This is a genomic window from Agrobacterium sp. 10T429 (assembly GCF_056393925.1).
On the sequence record NZ_JBFTGV010000009.1, the window covers coordinates 207,574 to 228,362 of the forward strand.

Annotated in this window: 20 protein-coding genes; 7 read left to right on the forward strand and 13 right to left on the reverse strand. The window is 59.2% G+C overall.

What is annotated here, in order from left to right; translation table 11 throughout:
• Nucleotides 1-302: 302 nt before the first annotated feature.
• The 3 genes from puuD to AC1DCP_RS19990 all read left to right on the forward strand — a co-directional run bounded on the left by puuD (nt 303) and on the right by AC1DCP_RS19990 (nt 3,805).
• A complete protein-coding gene (puuD, locus tag AC1DCP_RS19980) occupies nt 303-1,565 on the forward strand; it encodes a urate hydroxylase PuuD (protein WP_019565166.1) in 1,263 nt (420 codons plus the stop codon).
• On the forward strand, nt 1,562-2,872 hold the full coding sequence (gene guaD, locus AC1DCP_RS19985) for a guanine deaminase (RefSeq protein ID WP_065687122.1): 1,311 nt from the start codon (nt 1,562-1,564) through the stop codon (nt 2,870-2,872). The genes puuD and guaD overlap by 4 nt, the downstream gene beginning before the upstream one ends.
• A 210-nt stretch (nt 2,873-3,082) precedes the next feature.
• Nucleotides 3,083-3,805: a sulfite exporter TauE/SafE family protein gene (locus tag AC1DCP_RS19990; protein ID WP_019565164.1), complete on the forward strand. Its 723-nt coding sequence runs from the start codon at nt 3,083-3,085 to the stop codon at nt 3,803-3,805.
• Between the two features lie 19 nt (nt 3,806-3,824).
• Here AC1DCP_RS19990 and AC1DCP_RS19995 read toward each other — a convergent pair whose 3' ends face one another.
• Nucleotides 3,825-4,439, reverse strand: coding sequence for a hypothetical protein (locus AC1DCP_RS19995; RefSeq protein WP_245260776.1), 615 nt, complete (start codon nt 4,437-4,439; stop codon nt 3,825-3,827).
• A 148-nt stretch (nt 4,440-4,587) separates the two neighbouring features.
• Here AC1DCP_RS19995 and AC1DCP_RS20000 point away from each other — a divergent pair, with 148 nt between their 5' ends.
• Nucleotides 4,588-5,721, forward strand: coding sequence for an alpha-hydroxy acid oxidase (locus AC1DCP_RS20000; RefSeq protein ID WP_065687121.1), 1,134 nt, complete (start codon nt 4,588-4,590; stop codon nt 5,719-5,721).
• A 203-nt stretch (nt 5,722-5,924) separates the two neighbouring features.
• On the opposite strand, the gene AC1DCP_RS20005 is transcribed toward AC1DCP_RS20000, so the two are convergent.
• Nucleotides 5,925-6,269 carry a DMT family transporter gene (locus AC1DCP_RS20005; protein ID WP_025594230.1) on the reverse strand — a complete coding sequence of 115 codons (345 nt, stop codon included), beginning with the start codon at nt 6,267-6,269 and terminating at the stop codon, nt 5,925-5,927.
• Nucleotides 6,266-6,850: a TetR/AcrR family transcriptional regulator gene (locus tag AC1DCP_RS20010; RefSeq protein WP_081308396.1), complete on the reverse strand. Its 585-nt coding sequence runs from the start codon at nt 6,848-6,850 to the stop codon at nt 6,266-6,268. The genes AC1DCP_RS20005 and AC1DCP_RS20010 overlap by 4 nt, the downstream gene beginning before the upstream one ends.
• Nucleotides 6,851-7,040: 190 nt before the next feature.
• Between AC1DCP_RS20010 and AC1DCP_RS20015 the strand changes: the two genes are divergently transcribed.
• Complete coding sequence (locus tag AC1DCP_RS20015) at nt 7,041-8,318, forward strand: D-alanyl-D-alanine carboxypeptidase (RefSeq protein WP_065687119.1); 1,278 nt, start codon at nt 7,041-7,043, stop codon at nt 8,316-8,318.
• A 3-nt stretch (nt 8,319-8,321) separates the two neighbouring features.
• On the opposite strand, the gene AC1DCP_RS20020 is transcribed toward AC1DCP_RS20015, so the two are convergent.
• The 9 genes from AC1DCP_RS20020 to AC1DCP_RS20060 form a co-directional block, all read right to left on the reverse strand.
• A complete protein-coding gene (locus AC1DCP_RS20020; RefSeq protein ID WP_003513672.1) occupies nt 8,322-9,065 on the reverse strand; it encodes a metallophosphoesterase family protein in 744 nt (247 codons plus the stop codon).
• Between the two features lie 5 nt (nt 9,066-9,070).
• On the reverse strand, nt 9,071-9,427 hold the full coding sequence (gene uraH, locus AC1DCP_RS20025) for a hydroxyisourate hydrolase (protein ID WP_065687118.1): 357 nt from the start codon (nt 9,425-9,427) through the stop codon (nt 9,071-9,073).
• A complete protein-coding gene (locus AC1DCP_RS20030) occupies nt 9,424-9,924 on the reverse strand; it encodes an ureidoglycolate lyase (RefSeq protein ID WP_065687117.1) in 501 nt (166 codons plus the stop codon). Before AC1DCP_RS20030 ends, uraH begins: the two co-directional genes overlap by 4 nt.
• A gap of 3 nt (nt 9,925-9,927) precedes the next feature.
• The gene (locus AC1DCP_RS20035) at nt 9,928-10,290 is read right to left on the reverse strand and encodes a HepT-like ribonuclease domain-containing protein (RefSeq protein WP_065687116.1); all 363 of its coding nucleotides are present in this window, start codon (nt 10,288-10,290) and stop codon (nt 9,928-9,930) included.
• Nucleotides 10,287-10,577 (reverse strand): nucleotidyltransferase family protein, encoded by a 291-nt coding sequence (locus tag AC1DCP_RS20040; RefSeq protein ID WP_065687115.1) that lies wholly within the window; start codon nt 10,575-10,577, stop codon nt 10,287-10,289. The genes AC1DCP_RS20035 and AC1DCP_RS20040 overlap by 4 nt, the downstream gene beginning before the upstream one ends.
• A 53-nt stretch (nt 10,578-10,630) precedes the next feature.
• Complete coding sequence (uraD, locus tag AC1DCP_RS20045) at nt 10,631-11,128, reverse strand: 2-oxo-4-hydroxy-4-carboxy-5-ureidoimidazoline decarboxylase (RefSeq protein ID WP_065659114.1); 498 nt, start codon at nt 11,126-11,128, stop codon at nt 10,631-10,633.
• Nucleotides 11,128-12,051, reverse strand: coding sequence for an allantoinase PuuE (gene puuE, locus AC1DCP_RS20050; protein WP_003513682.1), 924 nt, complete (start codon nt 12,049-12,051; stop codon nt 11,128-11,130). The genes uraD and puuE overlap by 1 nt, the downstream gene beginning before the upstream one ends.
• Nucleotides 12,052-12,260: 209 nt before the next feature.
• The gene (locus AC1DCP_RS20055; protein ID WP_003513684.1) at nt 12,261-12,968 is read right to left on the reverse strand and encodes a DUF1045 domain-containing protein; all 708 of its coding nucleotides are present in this window, start codon (nt 12,966-12,968) and stop codon (nt 12,261-12,263) included.
• 93 nt (nt 12,969-13,061) lie between these two features.
• Nucleotides 13,062-14,288, reverse strand: a complete 1,227-nt coding sequence (locus tag AC1DCP_RS20060) for an NAD(P)/FAD-dependent oxidoreductase (RefSeq protein ID WP_112153311.1) — start codon at nt 14,286-14,288, stop codon at nt 13,062-13,064.
• Between AC1DCP_RS20060 and mnmC2 the strand changes: the two genes are divergently transcribed.
• Nucleotides 14,287-15,030, forward strand: coding sequence for a tRNA (5-methylaminomethyl-2-thiouridine)(34)-methyltransferase MnmC2 (mnmC2, locus tag AC1DCP_RS20065; protein WP_065687114.1), 744 nt, complete (start codon nt 14,287-14,289; stop codon nt 15,028-15,030). The genes AC1DCP_RS20060 and mnmC2 overlap by 2 nt on opposite strands.
• A 33-nt stretch (nt 15,031-15,063) precedes the next feature.
• On the opposite strand, the gene AC1DCP_RS20070 is transcribed toward mnmC2, so the two are convergent.
• Nucleotides 15,064-18,762, reverse strand: coding sequence for a response regulator (locus tag AC1DCP_RS20070; protein WP_065687113.1), 3,699 nt, complete (start codon nt 18,760-18,762; stop codon nt 15,064-15,066).
• 465 nt (nt 18,763-19,227) lie between these two features.
• On the opposite strand from AC1DCP_RS20070, the gene AC1DCP_RS20075 reads away from it, so the two are divergent.
• Nucleotides 19,228-20,706, forward strand: coding sequence for a DEAD/DEAH box helicase (locus tag AC1DCP_RS20075; RefSeq protein WP_003513690.1), 1,479 nt, complete (start codon nt 19,228-19,230; stop codon nt 20,704-20,706).
• The last annotated feature ends 83 nt before the right edge of the window (nt 20,707-20,789 follow it).

The following is a 20,789-nucleotide window of genomic DNA, read 5'->3' on the forward strand; positions in this document are numbered from 1 at the left end:
CCTTCGAAGCGTCCATTCGGACGCAGGTCGCTCCAAGGCCCCGCAGCCCAATAGTTTTGCACATCAGCAGACTGCTCAACGGATAATAGCTGAGTCGCGTTAGCCAGCTAAGCACAAACTCAGCAGCAGAACGGCTCCTTGACGATTGGGCGGAGCCGGAAGCGGGGCGTCGCCGCGCCTGCGCCAAAGTTGTGGACACGAGCGTACGGGATTGTGAACAATCATGGTGCGGTGTTTGCTTTTCCCTTTCCTAACGGTCAAATTTCTCGCAAGGTGCGCTGCACAAGGATCAGGGGAACCGAATGTACGAATATGCCATTGCGTGGGAATGGATGGCCTTTGCCGTCCGCTGGCTCCACGTCATCACCGCCATCGCCTGGATCGGCTCGTCCTTCTATTTCATCGCGCTCGATCTTGGGCTGGTCAAACGGCCGCATCTGCCGCCGGGGGCCTATGGCGAGGAGTGGCAGGTGCATGGCGGCGGCTTTTACCACATCCAGAAATATCTGGTCGCCCCGGCCCAGATGCCCGAACACCTGACATGGTTCAAATGGGAAAGCTACGTCACCTGGCTGTCCGGCTTCGCCATGCTGTGCATCGTTTATTACGGCGGCGCCGACCTTTTCCTCATCGACCATTCGGTGCTGGCGCTCACTCAGTTCCAGGCCATCTGTCTGTCGCTGGCATCGCTTGCCGTCGGCTGGCTGTTTTACGATTTCCTCTGCAAATCGCCGCTTGGCAACAACACCTGGGGCCTGATGGTGGTGCTTTACGTCGCGCTGGTGGCGATGGCGTGGGGCTATACGCAGGTCTTCACCGGCCGCGCCGCCTTCCTGCATCTCGGCGCTTTTACCGCCACCATCATGTCGGCGAATGTGTTCTTCATCATCATTCCCAATCAGAAGATCGTCGTTGCCGACCTGATCGCCGGGCGCACGCCGGACCCGAAATATGGCCGCATCGCCAAACAGCGCTCATTGCACAACAACTACCTGACGCTGCCCGTCATCTTCTTCATGCTGTCGAACCACTATCCGCTGGCCTTTGCGACCGAGTTCAACTGGATCATCGCAGCACTCGTCTTCCTGATGGGCGTCACCATCCGCCACTGGTTCAACACCACCCATGCCCGCAAGGGCAAGCCGACATGGACCTGGCTGCTGACCGCGCTCATCTTCATCGTCATCATGTGGCTTTCCACCGTGCCGAAGGTGCTGACCGGCGAAGAAGAACAGAAGGCGGCAACGCTTTCGCCGATGCAGCAGCAATTCGTCAGCGACGCCCATTTCGCGAGCGCCCGCGATGTCGTTCAAGGTCGCTGTTCCATGTGCCACGCCGCCGAGCCGGTGTGGGAAGGCGTGCCCTTCACACCGAAATCTGTGAAGCTCGAAACCGACGCGCAGATCGCCGCACACGCCCGCGAAATCTATTTGCAAGCCGGCCGCAGCCATGCCATGCCTCCCGGCAACATCACCGCCATCACCCCGCAGGAGCGCAAAGTGCTGACCGCATGGTACGAAAGCGCCGTTTCCTCGGGCAAAGACGCCAAGGAAAAAACCGAATGAGCATGGTTCTGCTGCGTGGCCGCCTGTTAAGCTTCCGCCGCGCGCCGCTCGCAATCGACGATACGCAAAGCTATCTCTACATCGAGGATGGCGGCCTGCTTATCGAAAACGGCAAGATCGCCGCCATTGGCGACTATGCCGATATTCGCAAGCAGGCACCTGATGACATTGAGGAGAAGGACCACCGCCCTCATCTCATCGTGCCGGGCTTGATCGACATGCACCTGCATTTCCCGCAGATGCAGGTCATCGGCTCCTATGCCGCCAACCTTCTGGAATGGCTGAATACCTATACTTTCCCGGAAGAATGCCGTTTCGTCGAAAGCGCGCATGCCCAGCGCATCGCCACACATTTTTACGATGAGCTTCTGCGCCACGGCACCACCACGGCTGTCGCCTATTGCTCCGTGCACAAGACCTCAGCCGATGCGTTTTTCACTGAGGCCCTGAAGCGCGGCATGCTGATGGTGGGCGGCAAGGTGATGATGGACCGCAACGCCCCGCAGGGCCTGCTGGACACGCCGGAAACCTCCTATGACGAGACCCGGGCCGTGATCGCCGACTGGCACGGCAAGGGCCGCAACCACGTCGCCATCACGCCTCGCTTCGCCATCACCTCTACGCCGAAACAGATGGAAGCAGCCGAGGCGCTGGCGCAGGAATTTCCCGATCTCTTCATCCAGACGCATCTTTCCGAAAATCTGGACGAGATCAAATATACCTGCGAGCTCTACCCGGAAGCGACCGATTACACCGACATCTATGTGCGTTACGGCCTGATGGGCAACAAGACCCTGCTCGGCCACGCCATCCACCTCTCGGAACGTGAGGCGGACGTGCTGTCGGAAACCGGTGCGGTCGCCGTGCATTGCCCCACATCGAACCTCTTCATCGGCTCCGGCCTCTTCCCGATGAAAAAGCTGCAACGGCGCGAAAAGCCGGTGCGCATCGCAGTCGCGACCGATATCGGCGGCGGATCGAGCTATTCCATGCTGCGCACCATGGATGAGGCCTACAAGATCCAGCAATTGCTGGGCGAACGCCTGAACCCGCTGGAAAGCTGGTATCTGATGACGCGGGGCAACGCCGAAGCGCTTTCCATGGTCGACCGCATCGGCACGCTGGACGCAGGCACGGATGCCGACATCACGGTTCTCAACGCCTCTTCCACGCCCGCCATGGCGCTGAAGATGGAAGTGGTGAAAAGCCTGACCGAAGAACTGTTCCTGATGCTGACCATGGGCGACGACCGCACAGTCGTCGAGACCTACGTCGCCGGCAAGGCGATGAAAAGCGCGCTTGCATAGTTCGGTTTAGGCCGAAACATCAGGTCGTCGCCTCATCTATATCAGTACATATTCAAACGAGCGGGCGTCGCCTGTTTTTCTCTCCCCGCCGGGGAGAAGAAACAGGCCGCACTCGCCCGTTTCATATGATTGCCTGACAGCCCAAGTCAGCCGAAATGCGAATGACCTCTGGAGTGTGCCGTGCCGGATTTTGAGACAACCACAACGCTCATGATTGTCGCGACATTCATCGTCGCGGGCGTCGTCAAGGGCGTCACCGGCATGGGCCTGCCGACCGTTGCCATGGGCGTTCTCGGCCTTTTCATGCCGCCGGTCGTTGCCGCTGGCCTGCTCATTCTGCCCTCCTTCATCACCAATATCTGGCAATTGCTGGCCGGACCCGATTTCAAGGCGATCGTCTCGCGACTATGGCCGATGATGATCGCCATTGCCGTCGGCACGCTTCTCGGCATCCGGCTGATGACATCAGGCACCGGCGTCTGGACCACCTCGGCGCTCGGATTGTGCCTCGCGGCCTACGCAGCCTACAGCCTTCTTGCAAAGCCCTTCGCCGTTCCCGCAAGGCTGGAACCGAAACTCTCCCCGGCCGTCGGGCTGGCGACCGGCCTTCTGACCGGCGGCACCGGAATTTTCGTGGTCCCCGCCGTGCCCTATATCCAGTCGCTTGGCTTCAGCCGCGACGATCTCGTGCAGGCGCTTGGCCTGTCCTTCACCGTTTCCACCGTTGCGCTTGCCGCCGGCCTTGCCTCTCAGGACGCCTTCCGCGTCGAGCACATGTCGCTTTCCGCACTCGCCGTCCTGCCAGCGCTTCTCGGCATGTGGCTTGGCCAGAATATCCGCCGCATCGTCACTCCCGCGACATTCAGGCGCTGGTTCCTCATCTGCCTGCTTATGCTAGGTGGTGAATTGTTCCTGCGGGCTTTCTGGAGTTGATTCAAGCGCAGTCGAACCGTCACTGCTTCAGAGGCGCAATCAGATTATAGGCGACAATTTCTTCGTCTTCCGTCCCCTCATCGTAAATCTTCGCCACCGTGGCGCGCAGATCCGGCGAATAAACCGCTGTCCATCGTTCTTCCTCTTTGCCGTTTTTACGAATGTCGTAGGTCACATAAAACACCTCGTAATTGCAGAATTTAATCGGAAAGGCGCGCCGCTTCGTAACTGCAAGGGTCAGTGACCACTTATCCTCGATTTTGGTAGTTTCGAGGGGCAGAAATTCAAAAGTGCGTCGAGCGCCAACTTTCAGAGGCCAGAATGCTTCCAGATTTGACGTAAAGTGCTGGCTGTAATTGCCGTCATCGCCCGAACGCGCCAGCTCGATTAACCCCCGAAAGAGAAAAAGCCTCTGTTTGCCTGCGCCTTGAAAATCATTCTCCACCAAGACGATCGGTCCGGATCGCCTGAATTCGCTGCGCACCTGACCGTGGGCAAGAACAAACTCATCTCCATCATTTTTACCGGAGGGGCACTCGGCGGCGAAAACAATCGCGGGCGAAATAAGAACTGCGATAAATAATCTGAGTAAATAATTTAACATATTAAAATACGCTATTACTTGAGAAACCATCTGAATTATTATCGAAATACAGTATATTTCAAGCATAATTCCTAGCCATTTGCGAGTGCAAAAAGCACTGCTGCAAAGACGATTGCCATCGCGTAAACGCGATTACCATGTTATGTGAAGCCATCATTCAAATGTGAAGGCTTTATCCATGGGCAAAATCCTCACCATAGCGGACCTGAAGAAACAGGCTCAGTGCCGTGTGCCGAAGATGTTTTTCGACTATGCCGATAGCGGCGCCTGGACGGAAGGCACCTACCGCGCCAATGAGGAGGATTTTTCCAAGATAAAGCTACGCCAGCGTGTGCTGGTGGATATGACCGACCGGTCGCTCGCCACCGAAATGATCGGCCAGAAGGTTTCGATGCCGGTGGCGCTCTCCCCCACTGGACTAACCGGCATGCAGCATGCCGATGGCGAGATGCTGGCGGCAAAAGCGGCGGAAGAATTCGGCGTGCCTTTCACGCTTTCCACCATGAGCATCTGCTCCATCGAGGATGTCGCCTCCGTCACCTCCAAACCTTTCTGGTTCCAGCTTTACGTGATGAAGGACCGCGACTTCGTCAATAATCTGATCGACCGGGCGAAGGCAGCGGGATGCTCGGCGCTGGTGCTGACGCTCGACCTGCAAATTCTCGGCCAGCGCCACAAGGACCTGCGCAACGGCCTCTCCGCCCCGCCGAAATTCACCCCGAAACACATCTGGCAGATGGCGACACGGCCAAGATGGTGCCTCGACATGCTGCGCACGCAACGCCGCAGCTTCGGCAATATCGTCGGCCACGCCAAGAACGTCTCCGACCTCTCGTCGCTCTCCTCCTGGACGGCCGAGCAATTCGATCCGCGCCTGTCGTGGAAGGATGTCGAATGGATCAAGGAGCGTTGGGGCGGCAAGCTCATACTCAAGGGTATCCTTGACGAGGAAGATGCGCGCGCCTCGCTCGATACTGGCGCGGACGCCATCATCGTCTCCAACCATGGCGGTCGCCAGCTCGACGGCGCGCATTCCTCGATCGCCATGCTGCCGAGGATCGTCGATGCCGTTGGCGACAGGGTGGAGGTGCATATGGACGGCGGCATTCGCTCCGGCCAGGACGTGCTGAAGGCAGTAGCACTCGGCGCCAAGGGAACCTACATCGGCCGCCCGTTCCTCTACGGCCTCGGCGCGAATGGCAAGCAGGGCGTGACGACGGCGCTCGAGATCATCCGCAAGGAAATGGATATCAGCATGGCGCTTTGCGGGAAGCGGCTGATTACGGACGTCGATCGCAGCATTCTGGCGTGATGGTGACGACACGGCATACAACGTAAAGATCGAAGCCGATGCTTCGGTAAGAATATCGCCTTTACGCCGCCTCCCTCAGTCCTGTGCTTGTCACAGAGATCCAGCGAGCCCAAGCCCTTGGGCTGAAAGGACTATTCTCGTCGCGCAGACGCGCGCCGGCTGGATTCCTGTGACAAGAACAGGAATGAGGTGGAGAAGTCCGCTCAATGCCCCACCGTCTTCGAAAACACATTGACGATCACCACCCCGGTTACGATGAACCCAAGACCAACCACCGCAGCAATATCGAGCGTCTGGCGGAACACGAAATAGCCAATGCCGGAAATCAGCACGATGCCAAGCCCGCTCCAGATCGCATAGGCAACGCCGACCGGCAGCGCCCGGAGCGTGAACGACAGGAGATAAAAGGCCGCACCGTAAAACAGCGCCATCAGCACCGTCGGCAACAGCTTGGTGAATTGCTGCGATTGCTGCAGAAAGGAAGTTGCGATGACCTCGCAGACGATAGCCGCGACAAGCGCCCCATAAGTCAAAACAGCCGCGTTCATCGTTCCACTTCCTTTTTCGTCTGGGCGATCATCCGGGCCCTCAGAGCCGCCCTGTCGCCACCCGCTTTACCGTCGTCGGCCAGTAGATCGGCAAACCAGATGCCGTCAGCCGCAAGCCGCACCATCTCCAGGACCACCCCGTCATCCGTTTCTTTATGACGGGCAAGGCGCCCCTCAATCCAGCTGTTCCACATGCGCCGAAGCGACGGTTCACCGACCATGGAAACCGAGATCGCTGCCCATTGCCTGCCCGAATCCCTGCCCCGATCCGAGAAAACCGCGTTCACATAGGCCCTTGTGAAGCTCCCAAAAGCTTCACAATCCTGTGAGATGAGGTCGTCGATCTCAGCGTCCAGAGCCGCCAGAAGGTCAGTCATCACCGCTTCCAGCAGCACCTGCTTGGAGGGAAAATGATGAAACAACCCACCCTTCGTCACCCCGGCGGCATCGGCCACTGCCTGCACGGAAAGCGCCGCAACCCCCTGCTCGGCAGCGAGTTTCGCCGCGCAATCGAGAAGATTGCGGCGCACGATCTCAGGCTGCTTTTTGCGTTCATGTGCATTTGTCATGGTCTCAAACATACCGGATGGTTGGTTTCTTTGCAAGGAAATTGTGAGGGCGACGGCCGACTTGAATTTCATACTTAATTAAGCATGAAAGCGATCTCTAAAGTTTTAGCGGTTTTGTTGCCGGAAAGTGTCAGTAAAACTTCGCCCATCGCGGCGATCGAACAAAAAGGGGTGGACCATGTCGGGAACGATCAAACGGGGAATGGCGGGCGCATGGGTATTCGCACTCGCCTTCTTTTGCGCGATCCTCTCATTGCAGGCATCGCCTGCGCAGGCCGGTTATGCCCATTTCATCATGGATGCCAATACCGGCAAGGTCCTCGCCGCGCAGAACGCCGATGTGCTGAACCACCCGGCATCGCTGACCAAGATGATGACGCTCTATATGACCTTCGAGGCGTTGCACGCCGGCCGAATTCGCTGGGACCAGAAGATAAGGATGTCCAGGAACGGCGCAGCCGTCATCCCCTCGAAGCTTTATGTGCGTGAGGGCCAGACGTTTACGGTCCGCGAAGCCGTCTACGGCATGATCGTCAAATCCGCCAATGACATGGCGGAAGGCATGGGTGACCATCTCGGTGGGTCCGAGGCACAATTTGCGCAGATGATGACCCGTAAGGCCCGCCAGCTTGGCATGACCAAGACGGTTTTCCGTAACGCCTCCGGCCTGCCCAGCAAATCGCAGGTGACGACGGCGCGCGACATGGCGAAACTCGGACTTGCGCTGCAGCGCGACTTTCCGAAAGAATACGGCCTCTTTGCCATGGAATCTTTCAGCTTCCGGGGCAAGCGCATCCGTGGCCACAATAATCTGATGTATCGCTATCAGGGCATGGACGGCATCAAGACCGGTTACACCAATGCGTCGGGCTTCAACCTCGTCAGCGCCATCAATCACAATGGCCGCCGTGTCGTTGGCGTCGTGCTGGGCGGCAAGACCGCGCGCAGCCGCGATGCGCAGATGGCTGCTCTGCTGGACAAGGCGATACCGCAGGCCTCGAGAAGCCGTAATACCGAACAGCTGGTGGCAAGCGCCAATGTCAGCCGCACCTTCGATGTGCCGCCCGCAGCCGTCCCTCCGGCAGCCGTACCATTGCCGATGTTTGCCGAGCGTCGCGCCGATCCGATCGCCATGCAGATCGCCACGGCGAACAGCCAGATGGCGGATATGATCCAGGTCTCTGCCATTCCGAAACCCGCACCAGCTGCACAAATGACCGGCCAACGCAGCCGCTGGGAAGTACAGATCGCCGCCACCGACAGCGAAGCTGCCGCCCGCTCGCTGCTCGCCAATGCGCGCTCCAACATCGCCGGCAGCTACTCCGGCATCGCGCCCTATACCGAAGCGGTGCAAAGCGGATCGGCAACGCTCTACCGCGCCCGCTTTACCGGCTTTGAAGACCAGTCCTCGGCGGTTTCCGCCTGTAAGGAGTTGAAGGCGCAGTCTTATGCCTGCGTTGTCATGAACAGCGAAGGGTGAGTTCTACCGCTTGAGCCAACCGTTTTCCAACGCATCGGCCAGATACGGAATGCCGTTGACCTTCGCCATCTCGGCCATGGCAAGATTATCGTAGCGTATCTGCCGGAAATAGACCTGCCAGCCGCGTGCGGTTTCTTCGAGCACGGCGTAGCTGGCAAGCGGATGACCGACTTCGACATGATGGTCGAACGGCGTGCCATCCTTCCAGCCGGGGCAGCCGACGCTGCCGGGATTGACAATCAGGCGGCCATCGGAGAGCTGCACGGTGCGGGCGATATGTGTGTGGCCGCACAACATCAGCGGCTGGGTGATGCCATCAGCCATGGCCTCGATTTCGGAAAGCGGTCGCAATTTCAGCACCCCTTCCGTCGAAAGCGTTTCCAGCCAGTATTCCAGATCACCGCGCGGCGAGCCGTGGCAGCAATAGGCGACGTCCTTGAAAACCATGCTGAACGGCAGGGTGTGCAGCCAGTCCAGATGCGCGGCGGTCAGCTGCGCATGCGCCGGCCTCTCCCAGCTGCCCATCTCTTCCGGCGCGCGCTCGATCAATTCGCGATCATGATTGCCGAGAACGCTGGGTATCCAGTTGCCAACCAGCACATCGCCGGTAAAACCCGCTTCCAGCGGACCACTGAAGCAATCGCCGAGATTGACGATGTCCTTGATGCCCAGCCTCGCGATATCCTCAAGCACGGCCTCCAGTGCGGCGCAGTTTCCATGAATATCGGCAATGGCGGCAAAGATCATGGCGGTCAGCTTCCTCGATAGGTGGAGTAACTATAGGGCGAAAGCAGAAGCGGCACATGGTAATGGCCGCTCTCGTCGGCAATGCCGAAACGGATGGGGATGATGTCGAGAAAGGCGGGTTCCGCCAGGGTGACGCCCTTGCCACGCAGATAATCGCCCGCAAGGAAAACCAGCTCGTATTCCCCTGCCTTGAAACTGTCGCCCACAAGTAGCGGCCCGCCATCAACGCGGCCATCGCTATTGGTCTTAACCGTCTTAATCTTCTCGCGACGATCACCCGAGAGCCGGAAAAGTTCGATCGTCAGCCCTTCGGCGGGCGTGCCATGGGCGGCATCGAGGACGTGGGTGGTCAAACCGGTCATAGGCTGGGCTCCGCGATCATGTAGGGCGCATCGAAAAAATGCTCTTCCAGATTGTTACCCGGCCCCTCGCGATCGGCAATCAGAAAATCCGAAACCGCCAACAACGGCATCAACGGGTAATGCCATACGTTGCGGCGGTAGTTCACGCCCTGATCGCCGCGCGCCAGAAAAGCCTGCGGCCGACCAGGCTTACCGCCCTCGTCCTCGGCAACGACGACAAGGAAAGGCCTGCCGGACAGCGGCGAGAAACTCTGGCTGCCGAGCGGATGCCGCTCCATCATCTCGATTGTATGGGGAAAGGTACGCGGCTGTCCGCGGAAAATATTGAGGATGATGCGCGCACCCTCGCCCGCGGCCTCGGGTGCCGCAAGCGCATGATGCCGCTCGGTCTGGCCGCCATTGATGTGGCGCATGGAAGAGGGTGTAATTTCGATCACATCACCGAAGGATGCGAACGCCTCTTTGGTGAGAGGCTTGATCTCGAGAAAATCAGTCAAATGTCATTCACCTTGGGCATGCCAGTTTCGGAGGAGTGAGAGACGCGCCTGCAAATCCGGAATGCTCTGCGTTATCGTTTTCCAGAACACCGAGAGTTCCGCCCGAAAATAATCATGCACTACCAAATTGCGCATACCCTTCATCTTTATCCAGGGGATTTCCGGGTGCTGCTGTAAAAACGCGGGGTAATGTTTGTCCAGTTTTGCGACCGCCTCGCCAATCAGGGCAAGGCACATCATCACCGCCATCTGGGTTCGCGTATCGGAAGAAAAAGTGGCCTCATCCATATCCTGAATGAAATCCCGTATTCGGGAGGCGGCAACATCCATCTCCTTCAGGTAGAGCAGAAGTCGATCCGTACTCATACTGCTTTGGCTTCCATCAGAACACGCGCCCGGATATCCGAGTGCAGGCCGCCTGAGGTGACGACGTCAACCTCGACACCGAGGATAGTCTTCAGTTCCTCCAGCAATCCGCCAAGATCAAACAGCGTCGTGCCCGGCAACGCATCCACCAGAATATCCAGATCGCTGTCCGGCATGTCTTCGCCACGGGCGACGGAACCGAACACGCGCGGGTTTGCCGCGTTGAAGCGCTTCGTCGCTTCGCGGATCGCTTCCCTGTTCTTTTCCAGCACCTCGGAGGGTCTCATGGCCTCAATCTCCAGATAGCACGAGTATAGCGGAACGACCGCCGCTCGCCAATTCAACCCTCGGGCAGCATCGAGGAAAGGCGCAGCCAGGCGATCTTTTCCACCTGCGCCGTCGCCGTCGCAAATTCTGTCGCCGCATCATTGCCGATACGCGTCTCGAAGGCGGAGAGAATATCGTGCCTGTTCAGCCCCTTGACCGCAATGATGAATGGAAAGCCGAATTTTTGCGTATAGGCGGAGTTCAGCTCGGTGAAGCGCGCATGCTCCTCGGGCGAAAGCCGGTCGAGCCCTGCGCCCGCCTGTTCATTGCGGCTATCGGCGGTCAACTCACCTGCTATTGCGAGCTTGCCGGCAAGATCAGGATGCGCGCGCAAAACACCCAGCCGTTCCACTTCGGAGGCGGCACGAAACTGCGCGCATAATGCGCCATGAACCGCCTTCGCCGTTAACTCCAGACCTGCGCCTCCGACATCATAGGCCCGTTCGGCGATAAAAGGCGAATGTTCGAACACACCGCCGAAACGGCTGACAAATTCATCCCGCGTCAGCATCAGAGCGTTCCCGGCTTGTGGTTTTCATGCCAGTGACGAGCGATCTCGATACGCTGCGGGATCCACACCTTTTCATGGCCCAGCACATATTCGATGAAACGGCGAAGGGCTGCGGCGCGGCCGGGACGGCCGACGAGACGGCAATGCAGGCCGACGCTCATCATCTTCGGCGCGCCTTCAAGCCCTTCCTGATAAAGAACGTCGAAAGCGTCTTTCAGATAGGCGAAGAACTGGTCGCCGGAATTGAAACCCTGCGGCGTGGCGAAACGCATATCATTGGTGTCGAGCGTGTAGGGAATGATCAGGAACGGTTCATCCTGCAATCCCTTCACCCAATAGGGCAGATCGTCGGCATAGGAATCGGACGAATAGAGAAAACCGCCCTCTTCCATGACGAGACGCAACGTATTGTCGGAAGGCTTGCCCTGATACATGCCAAAGGGGCGCTCGCCCGTCAGCTCCGTATGCAGGCGCACGGCTTCGGCAATATGCTTGCGCTCTTCCTCCTCGGAAAAATCCTTGTATTCCAGCCAGCGATAACCGTGGCTGGCGATTTCCCAACCCGCTTCCTTCATTGCCGCAACGGCTTGCGGGTTGCGCGCCATGGCAGCGGTCACGCCATAAACAGTTGTGGTGACGCCGAGATCGGTGAACATGCGCCACAGCCGCCAGAAACCGGCGCGGGAGCCATATTCGTAGATCGATTCCATGTTCAGGTTGCGCTGGCCGGGCCAGGGCTGCGCGCCGACGATTTCCGACAGCAGCGATTCCGACGCCTTGTCGTTGTCGAGAATGCAGCTTTCGCCGCCCTCTTCGTAATTGATGACGAATTGCACGGCGATGCGCGCGCCGCCCGGCCATTTCGGATCGGGACTATTGCGGCCGTAGCCCACCAGATTGCGGGAGTAATTCTCGGAAATCATTCAGCCACCCAAAACACCTCTCCCGACGCGGAACCCGCTTCTGGAAGACATGAGCAAAACAACCATCCGAAGGTGTCTGCCCGACACGGGTAAACACGACACGCTTCAGACATGCGATGCACGGACGGTAGCATCCGCATTCGGAATGTCGAGAGCAATTTTGCCGACATTCCGATGCTTTTTTGTGTACGATTTCTGCGGGGCGCTTCTCAGGCGATCTTTCGGGCGGAAACACGACCCATGGGGTGCAGCGAGTGCACCCGGAAAGGCGCACCGGGTTCATCCTCGATGAAAAGCGCAAGGCTGGAAAATGACAGAGGCCGAGTGAGCAGCGGCTCGAAAACCTTGCGCACGGCACGCTCGATCCTCTGGCTGCTGGAAGGCTCGACACCGCCCGTCAGCGACATCTGAAAACGGAACTCGTCCATCACATGCGGACTGCCCCAGCGATGCAGATTGGTCAGCTGCGAAGCCGAAAGCCGGTCGGGATCCGCCCGCTCGATTTCCGCCTCGGAGAGCGGCGCGCGGTAGCGGTCGAATTCCTGCACCACACGGGCTGCGAAAAAATTCAGCACTTCGCAGGGGCGCTCGGGAACGAGGCTGAAGACATTGTCATGCCGCGCTACTATAAGTTGTGGCAGCGTGAAGGGGTCCTGCCTGCCGGAAAAATACATCAGGTCGCGCAACAACGCGGCCTCGGAATGACCTTCGGCAAGACGGAACGGGGCTTTTATGGTGCCGTGGAAACCATAACGGCGCGGCAGGGCGGTATGGTAGGAAATCTCCTGCATGCCGAGATCGATCGTGCCCGGCGGCTCCACCGCATGGCCTGAATAGGCATCGCGTCCCAGCCACGCGGCAGCCGCCTGCGTCAGCGGGTCGTTGGGGGAAGGCGTGAAATGGATGGCGTATCGCATGCGCTATCACCTCGCCGCAAATGCGGCCAAACGGGGCTCTTTGCAGGCCAGCAAGTAAGCGATTTGCGTGACAGATTAACGACGTGGACCAAACTAATCAGAAGTTTCTAAAGTCCGGACAGCAATACTCACGTGTTCTTGAAGGCGAAAACCGGAAGGCACGTCCGGCGTGTGGCCACATACGGCCTGCAACGCAGCATCGGCAAGACAGTGGGCAAGGCCGAAGCTGACCTTGAAGCCGCCCGATAACGCCACGAGCCGCGGATATTCGGAAAGTGCCCCCACCATCGGGTCCCGTCCAACCGCCTTCGGCCGCAGTCCGGCCCAGCGTTCGATCACCGGCGCACGGCCAAGCGACGGCACCACGGCGCATGCATCCGCGAGCAATTTTTCCAGCTTTTCGTCGGTGCTGAATGGATCGGAAAAACAATCTTCGCTGGTACTGCCGATAGCGACAGTGCCATCCTCATGCGGCACGATGTAGAGACCGTTCAGAAACACGACCGGCATGGCCGGATCGGCCGCAGCATCCAGAAGGGCGGCCTGCCCCTTCACCGCCTGTCCAAGCACAATGCCGGGTTCCAGACCGATGGCATCGCGGATTAGCGCGAAGGAACCATGGCCGTTCGCGACGATGACATGATCGAAGGCGACCTCGTCGCCCGACGACAGCACCGCCCGCCCTTTATCCGGATCGAGCGAGACGACGCGGCACTGTTCCGCCACCCGCACATGCCGGGCGTTGCGGAGGAAAGCCGACAGAAGGGCGATCATCGCCCGGGGAGAAACCCGTGCGGCCAGCGTATCCAGCACGAAGCCCGCTTGTCCCGCCGCATCGTCCACCCATCCGGCAACGGAAGGGCTGTCACCGACATGCCAGTGGAACCGGCGCCCGTCTGAAAACCAGTTTTCCCCGGCATCCCGCTGGTGCCGTTCGGCAATGCTGCGCAAATGTGGTTTCGGCAGGGGAATGATCCGGCCGCAACGCCGGTAACCGGCGGAAAGCCCGGTCTCGGCTTCCAACTCGGCGATCTGTTTTTCCAGCGCAACGAGAGCGTCGAACTGGAATTGCTTCTTGTCCGACCAGCGGTCCGGCATATGCGGCATCAGTGCGCCCAACAGCCCGCCGCTTGCACCATCTCCAAGACAGCCCGCTTCCAGCAGCAGGGCGTTTATGCCCATCCTCTCTGCCTTGACGGCAGCCCACAGTCCCATAATGCCGCCACCGACGATGAGGAGCGGCACCGAGCCAGGCAATCTTGGCGCTCGCAATCTTGGTGATTGACCAGATTCGAAAGCGGGACTATCGGCATTAGTCATGACACATTCCAAGGAAAACACCGCAGATATCGGTTCGGCAGCCGACAATCCGCCCGCCGCGCTCGACTGGCGTGAGGGGGATATGCCCTATTCGCTAGCCTTTGACGATCATTTTTATTGCCAGACGGATGGCAGGCTGGAATGCGGCCATGTCTTTCTGTCCGGAAACGGCCTGCCGCAGCGCTGGCTTGAGCGAGAGAGCATCTTCCGCATCGGCGAACTTGGCTTCGGCACCGGTCTCAATCTCTGCGAGACCTGGCGTAAATGGAAAGAGGTGCGCAACGGTCACTCCAAGCTGCATTTCATGTCCTTCGAACTCTACCCGATGAAGGCGGACGAGATCGACCGGGCGCTTTCCCGCTGGCCGGAAGTTGATACCGAACGCAAGGCACTGGTCGCCCGCTGGCCGGCGGACCCGAAAGGCGAGGTCGATATCGAACTGGACGACCAGACGCGCCTGACAGTGGTGTGCGGGGAAGCGCTCACCGGCATTTCCGGCAGAAGCGAAGGCTTCGACGCTTGGTTTCTGGACGGTTTCGCCCCTGCCCGCAATCCCGACATGTGGTCGCTGGAAATCATGCAGACGCTGTTCGGCAAAACGGTACCGGGGGGCACATTCGCCACCTATGCCGCCGCTGGCTTCGTCCGCCGCAACCTCATAGCCGCCGGTTTTGAACTGGAGCGCCGCAAAGGGTTTGCCGGAAAGCGTGAGATGCTGTGCGGCACCAAGCCATCCCACTGAGACGGCTCCCACAGCAGCAACCGGCCTTCACTGTCAGGCGGTCGGCACGTCGCGGCGTGGCATCGCGTCTCCCAGCCATTGCGCGATCTTGTCCTCGAGAATTTCGGGGCTGATGGGCTTCGACAGATAATCATCCATGCCTGCTGCGATGCAGAGCTCGCGGTCCGCGTCCTGTGTATGCGCGGTAACGCCGATGATCGGAACATGCCGGCCGTCGGCAGCCGCCTGTTCGGCGGCGCGGATTGCCAGTGTCGCCTGATGCCCGTTCATCACCGGCATCGACACATCCATAAGGATGACGGCGGGATTGTGCTCCTCCCACGCCTGAACGGCCTTCTTGCCATTGCCGACGATCAGGAACCGCAAACCCGCCTGCTGCAAGATCTGGGTAAAGACGATCTGGTTGACGTCGTTGTCCTCGGCCACCAGCACATCCACAAGGCAGGGTCGGCGCCGGTCTGGAACCGTCGTCGGCGGTGACACAACCCGCCGCTTCTTGTCCGTCGGGCCATTGTCTGGCCGCACCGGCGCATCGCTGCCGCCTGACCCCAGCCCCTGCGGATCCTGCCGGGCGCGTTTCTGCCGCACATCCCGCACCACATCGAACAGGGTGGAACGCAACAGACGCGCCCGCGCCGGCTTCATCAGATGTGCCTGCACGCTGAGATCGGTGAACAGGCTCTCGTCACCCACGACATCCATAGACGTCAGGAACACGATGGCGATATCGTCGAAACGGCTATCCGCCCTGATCCGCTCGACCACATCCAGCCCGTTCATGACAGGCATGTGATAATCGAGAATGATGGCGTCGATGGCAAAACCGAGGGACGCAGCCTCCTGCAGCACGGCAATGCCCGATGGCCCGTCCTGCACAGCATGGCCGTCGATTCCCCAAGTCTTCAGTTGCTCCGTCAATATGCGGCGATTGACGTCGTTATCGTCGATGACGAGTACGCGTATATCCTCGATCGCCATGGCAAGAAGCGGAGCGTCGCGCCGTTTTTCCGTAACGTGAAACGGAATATTGACCTCGAAGGTCGATCCCTTGCCGACTTCGCTCACCACATTGATCGTACCGTCGAAAAGACCGACAAGACCGACCGTGATCGCCAGTCCCAATCCCGTTCCCTCGTGCCGCCGCGTCGCTGAACCGTCGACCTGGCTGAATTTGTCGAAGATGGTTTCTAGCTTGTCTGCAGGAATGCCGATGCCGCTATCTTCGACGCGCAGCGACAGAATGGTCTCCGACGCTTCCGCCGACTGCGCCGAAAGTTCGATCAGCACATGCCCCATTTCCGTGAACTTGACGGCGTTTCCAACAAGATTGGTGACGACCTGGCGGAACCGCCCGGCGTCCCCCATGACCTTGCCGAAAACCGATGGATCGATCCGGACGACAAGTTCTATGTTCTTTTCCAGCGCCGCTGAGGACAGGAGGGAAACGACATCCTCCACCGCTTCCGCCGGATCGAAAGGCACGCTGCGCAGCTTCATCTGCCCGGCCTCGATCTTGGAGAAGTCGAGAATGTCGTTGATGATCGTCAGGAGCGCATTGCCGGATTTGACGATGATATCGGTGAAGGTTTTCTGGCGTGTATCCAGATTGGATTTGGCCAGAAGTTCCGCCATGCCGAGCACGCCATTCATCGGCGTGCGGATTTCATGGCTCATATTGGCAAGGAATTCAGATTTGGCGCGATCTGCCGCTTCCGCGCGGGAAAGCAGCCGCTGCAACTCCTCCTCGCGCATCTTCATCTCGGTGACGTCGGTGACGATGATGAGCCAGTAATTGCCGGAACTGTTGGTCGCTTCCAGATTAAGCCACGTCTTTCCGGCAATATGGATCAGCCAGGAGAACGGCCTGTTGGCGGCTATGTGCTCTCTCCAGGCGGTCAGCGTCGCGGCCGCCTCCTCTTTGGTGCCAAAATCTCCGCGCCCGGCACAATGGGCAAAAAACCCCGACCAGTTGCAGCCCTTTTCCAGCAGCTGCGGCGGCACGTCGAACATTCGCGCCACAGCCTCGTTGGACATGATGATGGTTCCCTGCTCGACCAGCACCAGCCCCTGCGCCATGGCGCGCGTGGCGCCCTGCATATATTCGCCGACACGCTCAAGTTCGGCCTTTGCCTCACTGATCTCGGCGTCGCGCATGCGCACGTCGGTCACATCGGCATAGGTGCTGAGGATTTTTCCGCCGTCGAGGCGGGTCTTGGAAATGACGGTGACCTTGCCGCTTTTGCTGCGCACCTCGCGCGGCGTGAAGACCTTGTCGTTGAGCAGCCGTTCTGCGCGCTGGTTGTAGAGCTCCTCGAAGGGTATATCGCCATAGTCATAAAGGCCGCTTTCGAAATTCGCCTCCATGAATTCGCGATAGCTTTTACCGACAAGCGACTTCTCGCCGCCGATTTCGCCCCATAACGTGTCGAAGCACGGATTGACATATTCGATGACGAGATCCGCGTTGAGGAGCAGTACGCCAACCGGCAGGGCATGAAGAACCGTTTCGAACTGGCGATGCAGCGCTTCGGCCTGCGCCTGCGCCGCGATCAGCGCATTTTCCCGCTCCTTCAGCAGGCTGACATCGGTGACTGAACCCACCAGATAATATTCGTCATCGGGCGTCGTGACCCGGCCGAGCCGGGTTATGACCGGAACGGCGCCGCCATCCGAAAGCGGAATGGTTCCCGTCTTTTCAATCGCCTCTCCGGTTTGCAGGATATGCTCGTTTTCCCGCTGGAACTCTGCGCCCTCCTCCGGAAACATCTCGCATTCGGTCTTGCCCAAATAGTCGGCGAGGCTGCCGCCCCGGAATTTCTCAAAGGCCGCATTGGCAAAGGTCAGCCGCCTGTCCTGGTCCCGCAGGAACACGCCCACGGGCAATTGCTCAAGCGCGGCGCGCAGCAGCCAGGTCTCGCGGATCTGCTTGCTAAGCAGGGTCTCATGCGCCTTGAACTCCGTCACATCGACGCGAAGCCCCACCAGCATGCCGTTTTCCAGCCGCTTGTTGACCATACGCACCCAGCGGCCATCGGCAAACTGCTCCACCCTTTCGAGATAGGGCAGGGAAAAATCCCGCAACTGCTTCTGCAGCCATGCCTGGTAATCCGGATCGTCCGATTTCACGCTGCGGTAGCCGCTCGAGAAATAGACCGCCTCCATTAGCGTCTCAAGCCGGGTGCCGGGCTTTAGCTGGAGGTTGAAATCGCTGTAGAATTCCACAAAACGCGCATTGCAATAGACGAGCCGGTTTTCACGGTCATAAATCACGATGCCGGCATCGATGAGGTCGATAACGCCGCTGTCGAACAGCAGGTCGGCGCTGCCGCCGTCCGAAACACCCTTCACGACAGAGGGCATTTCTTCGAACACCTCAAACAGGAACAGACTGCCGTCATCGCCGGTGAAACGTTCGCAACGCAGCTTGTAAGGCCCTGAAGACGCTGCACCATGGCATGAAATCACTTCGTCCGTGGCAAAGACCAGCGAGCGGCGCTCCCTGTCCTCGCGCTCGGCATCGCGAATATCGGCGGAAAGGGCAAGGCTGGTGTGGCCCGTGAACGCGGCGGGCGGACGCCCCATGACCCGGCCATAGGCTGCATTGACCATGAGGTAGCGAAGCTCGCTGTCCTTGATGCACGCGGGCAAATCCAGGGCGGCGATTGCCCCGTAAGCTTTTTCCAGCAACCCGCATCCTTGGGTCAAGCGATACTCCACACCGTGCAGTTCCATCCTTGTCGAATCAAATATTTCCAGACGTCGTTGCAAAAACGTTATGTGAGAAAACCGCTATTTGCTATGTGCGGAATGGTCGCTTTACCCTTTTTTAACCATAATTATTCGCAAGCCTCCGCGCCTCGCCGGCAATCGCCAGCCTGCCTTCTGCATGGCAGCCATGCGCCGCGAGACGGCAGCGTTACAAAACTATTGCTTGACTTTACGCCATAAAACGCCCACATGCCGGTCAAGCTTTCACCTTCGGCAGCCGCGTGAGCTGCAGCACATGACCAAGATGACTTGGCCCGCATGAAGGAAAAGCGCAACGAATACAGAAGACGGCGTTTTGCCGCACTGATGCGCAGAAAGTTATTCCAACCCACAAGTTCCCAATTCACGCGGGGTTCTTGACGCCGAAACCGCCGGACAGCAGCAACTGCTCCGGACGATTGGTTTTTGGCGCCCCGAAAGGCATTACTATTGACCAGTTTTAGCGAACTCGGCCTCTCTGAAAAGATTGTGGCCAGCGTTACCCAGCTCGGCTACACAACCCCCACCCCCATTCAGGCAAAGGCCATTCCGCTGCTGCTTGAAGGCCGTGATCTCATCGGCCTCGCACAGACCGGCACGGGCAAGACGGCAGCATTCGGCCTGCCCATCATCGAAATGCTGATGAAGCAAGCCGACCGCCCGGCAAACCGCACCACCCGCACCCTCATCCTTGCACCGACCCGCGAACTGGTGAACCAGATCGGCGAAAACCTGCGCTCCTTCGTGAAGAAGACGCCACTGCGCATCAACCAGGTTGTCGGCGGCGCGTCGATCAACAAGCAGCAGCTTCAGCTCGAAAAAGGCACGGACGTCCTGGTGGCGACACCCGGCCGTCTGCTGGACCTCATCGCCCGCAACGCGATCTCGCTTTCCAAGGTCACCTATCTGGTGCTTGATGAAGCCGACCAGATGCTCGATCTGGGCTTCATTCACGATCTGCGCAAGATTTCCAAGATGGTTCCGGCCAAGCGCCAGACCCTGCTGTTTTCGGCAACGATGCCGAAGGCGATTTCCGAGCTTGCCAGCAACTTCCTGACGGACCCGATCAAGGTCGAGGTAACACCTCCGGGCAAGGCCGCCGACAAGGTCGAGCAGTACGTGCATTTCGTCGCCGGCAAGAACGACAAGACCGACCTTCTGAAGAAGTCGCTCAACGAAAACCCGGATGGCCGCTCTATCGTTTTCCTGCGCACCAAGCACGGCGCGGAAAAGCTCTACAAGCATCTGGAACATATCGGCTTCAAGGTCGCTTCCATCCACGGCAACAAGAGCCAGGGCCAGCGCGAGCGGGCACTGAAGGGCTTCAAGGACGGTGAGATCAAGGTTCTGGTCGCAACCGACGTCGCTGCCCGCGGCATCGATATTCCGGCCGTGACGCACGTCTTCAACTATGACCTGCCGGAAGTGCCCGACGCCTATGTCCACCGCATCGGCCGTACCGCCCGTGCCGGCCGCGACGGCATTGCCATCGCGTTCTGCGCACCGGACGAAACACGTCTGCTGCACGATATCGAAAAGCTGATGAAGATCGATATCCCGGTTGCATCCGGTGAACGTCCGGCCGGTCTTGCCAGCCCGACGCGCCCGAACAACAACAACCGTGGTCGCAACAACAATGGCGGCCAGCCGCGTGGACCCCGCGAAGGCGGACGCCACAATGGCGAGCCCCGTCCCTCGCGTCACCACGCCCCGCGTGATGCGGACAATGATCTGGAAGTCACGTCAGACTTCAAGCGCGTGAAGACGGCGGAAGGTGACGCAGGTCGCCCGGCCGGCCCTCGCAAGCAGCGCCGCCCTGCCCGCAAGCCCGGCGGCAGCGGTGGCAACCGTCACGCTCCTGCTGGCGGCAACGGTCAGGAAAAGCGCGCTTCCGGCAACGGAAACGGCAATCGCGGCCGTAACCGCTAAGTAACTTAACTCTGCGCGAGCCGATTCCCCGGTATCGCGTGTCTACCTTCAAACCCCGCAAGCGCAGGCTTGCGGGGTTTTCT

Bases quoted from the DNA above. Each gene is read 5' to 3' on its own strand.
- puuD (WP_019565166.1), top strand. From the start codon at position 303: ATGTACGAATATGCCATTGCGTGGGAATGGATGGCCTTTGCCGTCCGC.
- guaD (WP_065687122.1), top strand. From the start codon at position 1,562: ATGAGCATGGTTCTGCTGCGTGGCCGCCTGTTAAGCTTCCGCCGCGCG.
- AC1DCP_RS19990 (WP_019565164.1), top strand. From the start codon at position 3,083: ATGATTGTCGCGACATTCATCGTCGCGGGCGTCGTCAAGGGCGTCACC.
- AC1DCP_RS19995 (WP_245260776.1), bottom strand. From the start codon at position 4,439: ATGGTTTCTCAAGTAATAGCGTATTTTAATATGTTAAATTATTTACTC.
- AC1DCP_RS20000 (WP_065687121.1), top strand. From the start codon at position 4,588: ATGGGCAAAATCCTCACCATAGCGGACCTGAAGAAACAGGCTCAGTGC.
- AC1DCP_RS20005 (WP_025594230.1), bottom strand. From the start codon at position 6,269: ATGAACGCGGCTGTTTTGACTTATGGGGCGCTTGTCGCGGCTATCGTC.
- AC1DCP_RS20010 (WP_081308396.1), bottom strand. From the start codon at position 6,850: ATGTTTGAGACCATGACAAATGCACATGAACGCAAAAAGCAGCCTGAG.
- AC1DCP_RS20015 (WP_065687119.1), top strand. From the start codon at position 7,041: ATGGCGGGCGCATGGGTATTCGCACTCGCCTTCTTTTGCGCGATCCTC.
- AC1DCP_RS20020 (WP_003513672.1), bottom strand. From the start codon at position 9,065: ATGATCTTTGCCGCCATTGCCGATATTCATGGAAACTGCGCCGCACTG.
- uraH (WP_065687118.1), bottom strand. From the start codon at position 9,427: ATGACCGGTTTGACCACCCACGTCCTCGATGCCGCCCATGGCACGCCC.
- AC1DCP_RS20035 (WP_065687116.1), bottom strand. From the start codon at position 10,290: ATGAGTACGGATCGACTTCTGCTCTACCTGAAGGAGATGGATGTTGCC.
- AC1DCP_RS20040 (WP_065687115.1), bottom strand. From the start codon at position 10,577: ATGAGACCCTCCGAGGTGCTGGAAAAGAACAGGGAAGCGATCCGCGAA.
- uraD (WP_065659114.1), bottom strand. From the start codon at position 11,128: ATGCTGACGCGGGATGAATTTGTCAGCCGTTTCGGCGGTGTGTTCGAA.
- puuE (WP_003513682.1), bottom strand. From the start codon at position 12,051: ATGATTTCCGAGAATTACTCCCGCAATCTGGTGGGCTACGGCCGCAAT.
- AC1DCP_RS20055 (WP_003513684.1), bottom strand. From the start codon at position 12,968: ATGCGATACGCCATCCATTTCACGCCTTCCCCCAACGACCCGCTGACG.
- mnmC2 (WP_065687114.1), top strand. From the start codon at position 14,287: ATGACACATTCCAAGGAAAACACCGCAGATATCGGTTCGGCAGCCGAC.
- AC1DCP_RS20060 (WP_112153311.1), bottom strand. From the start codon at position 14,288: ATGACTAATGCCGATAGTCCCGCTTTCGAATCTGGTCAATCACCAAGA.
- AC1DCP_RS20070 (WP_065687113.1), bottom strand. From the start codon at position 18,762: ATGGAACTGCACGGTGTGGAGTATCGCTTGACCCAAGGATGCGGGTTG.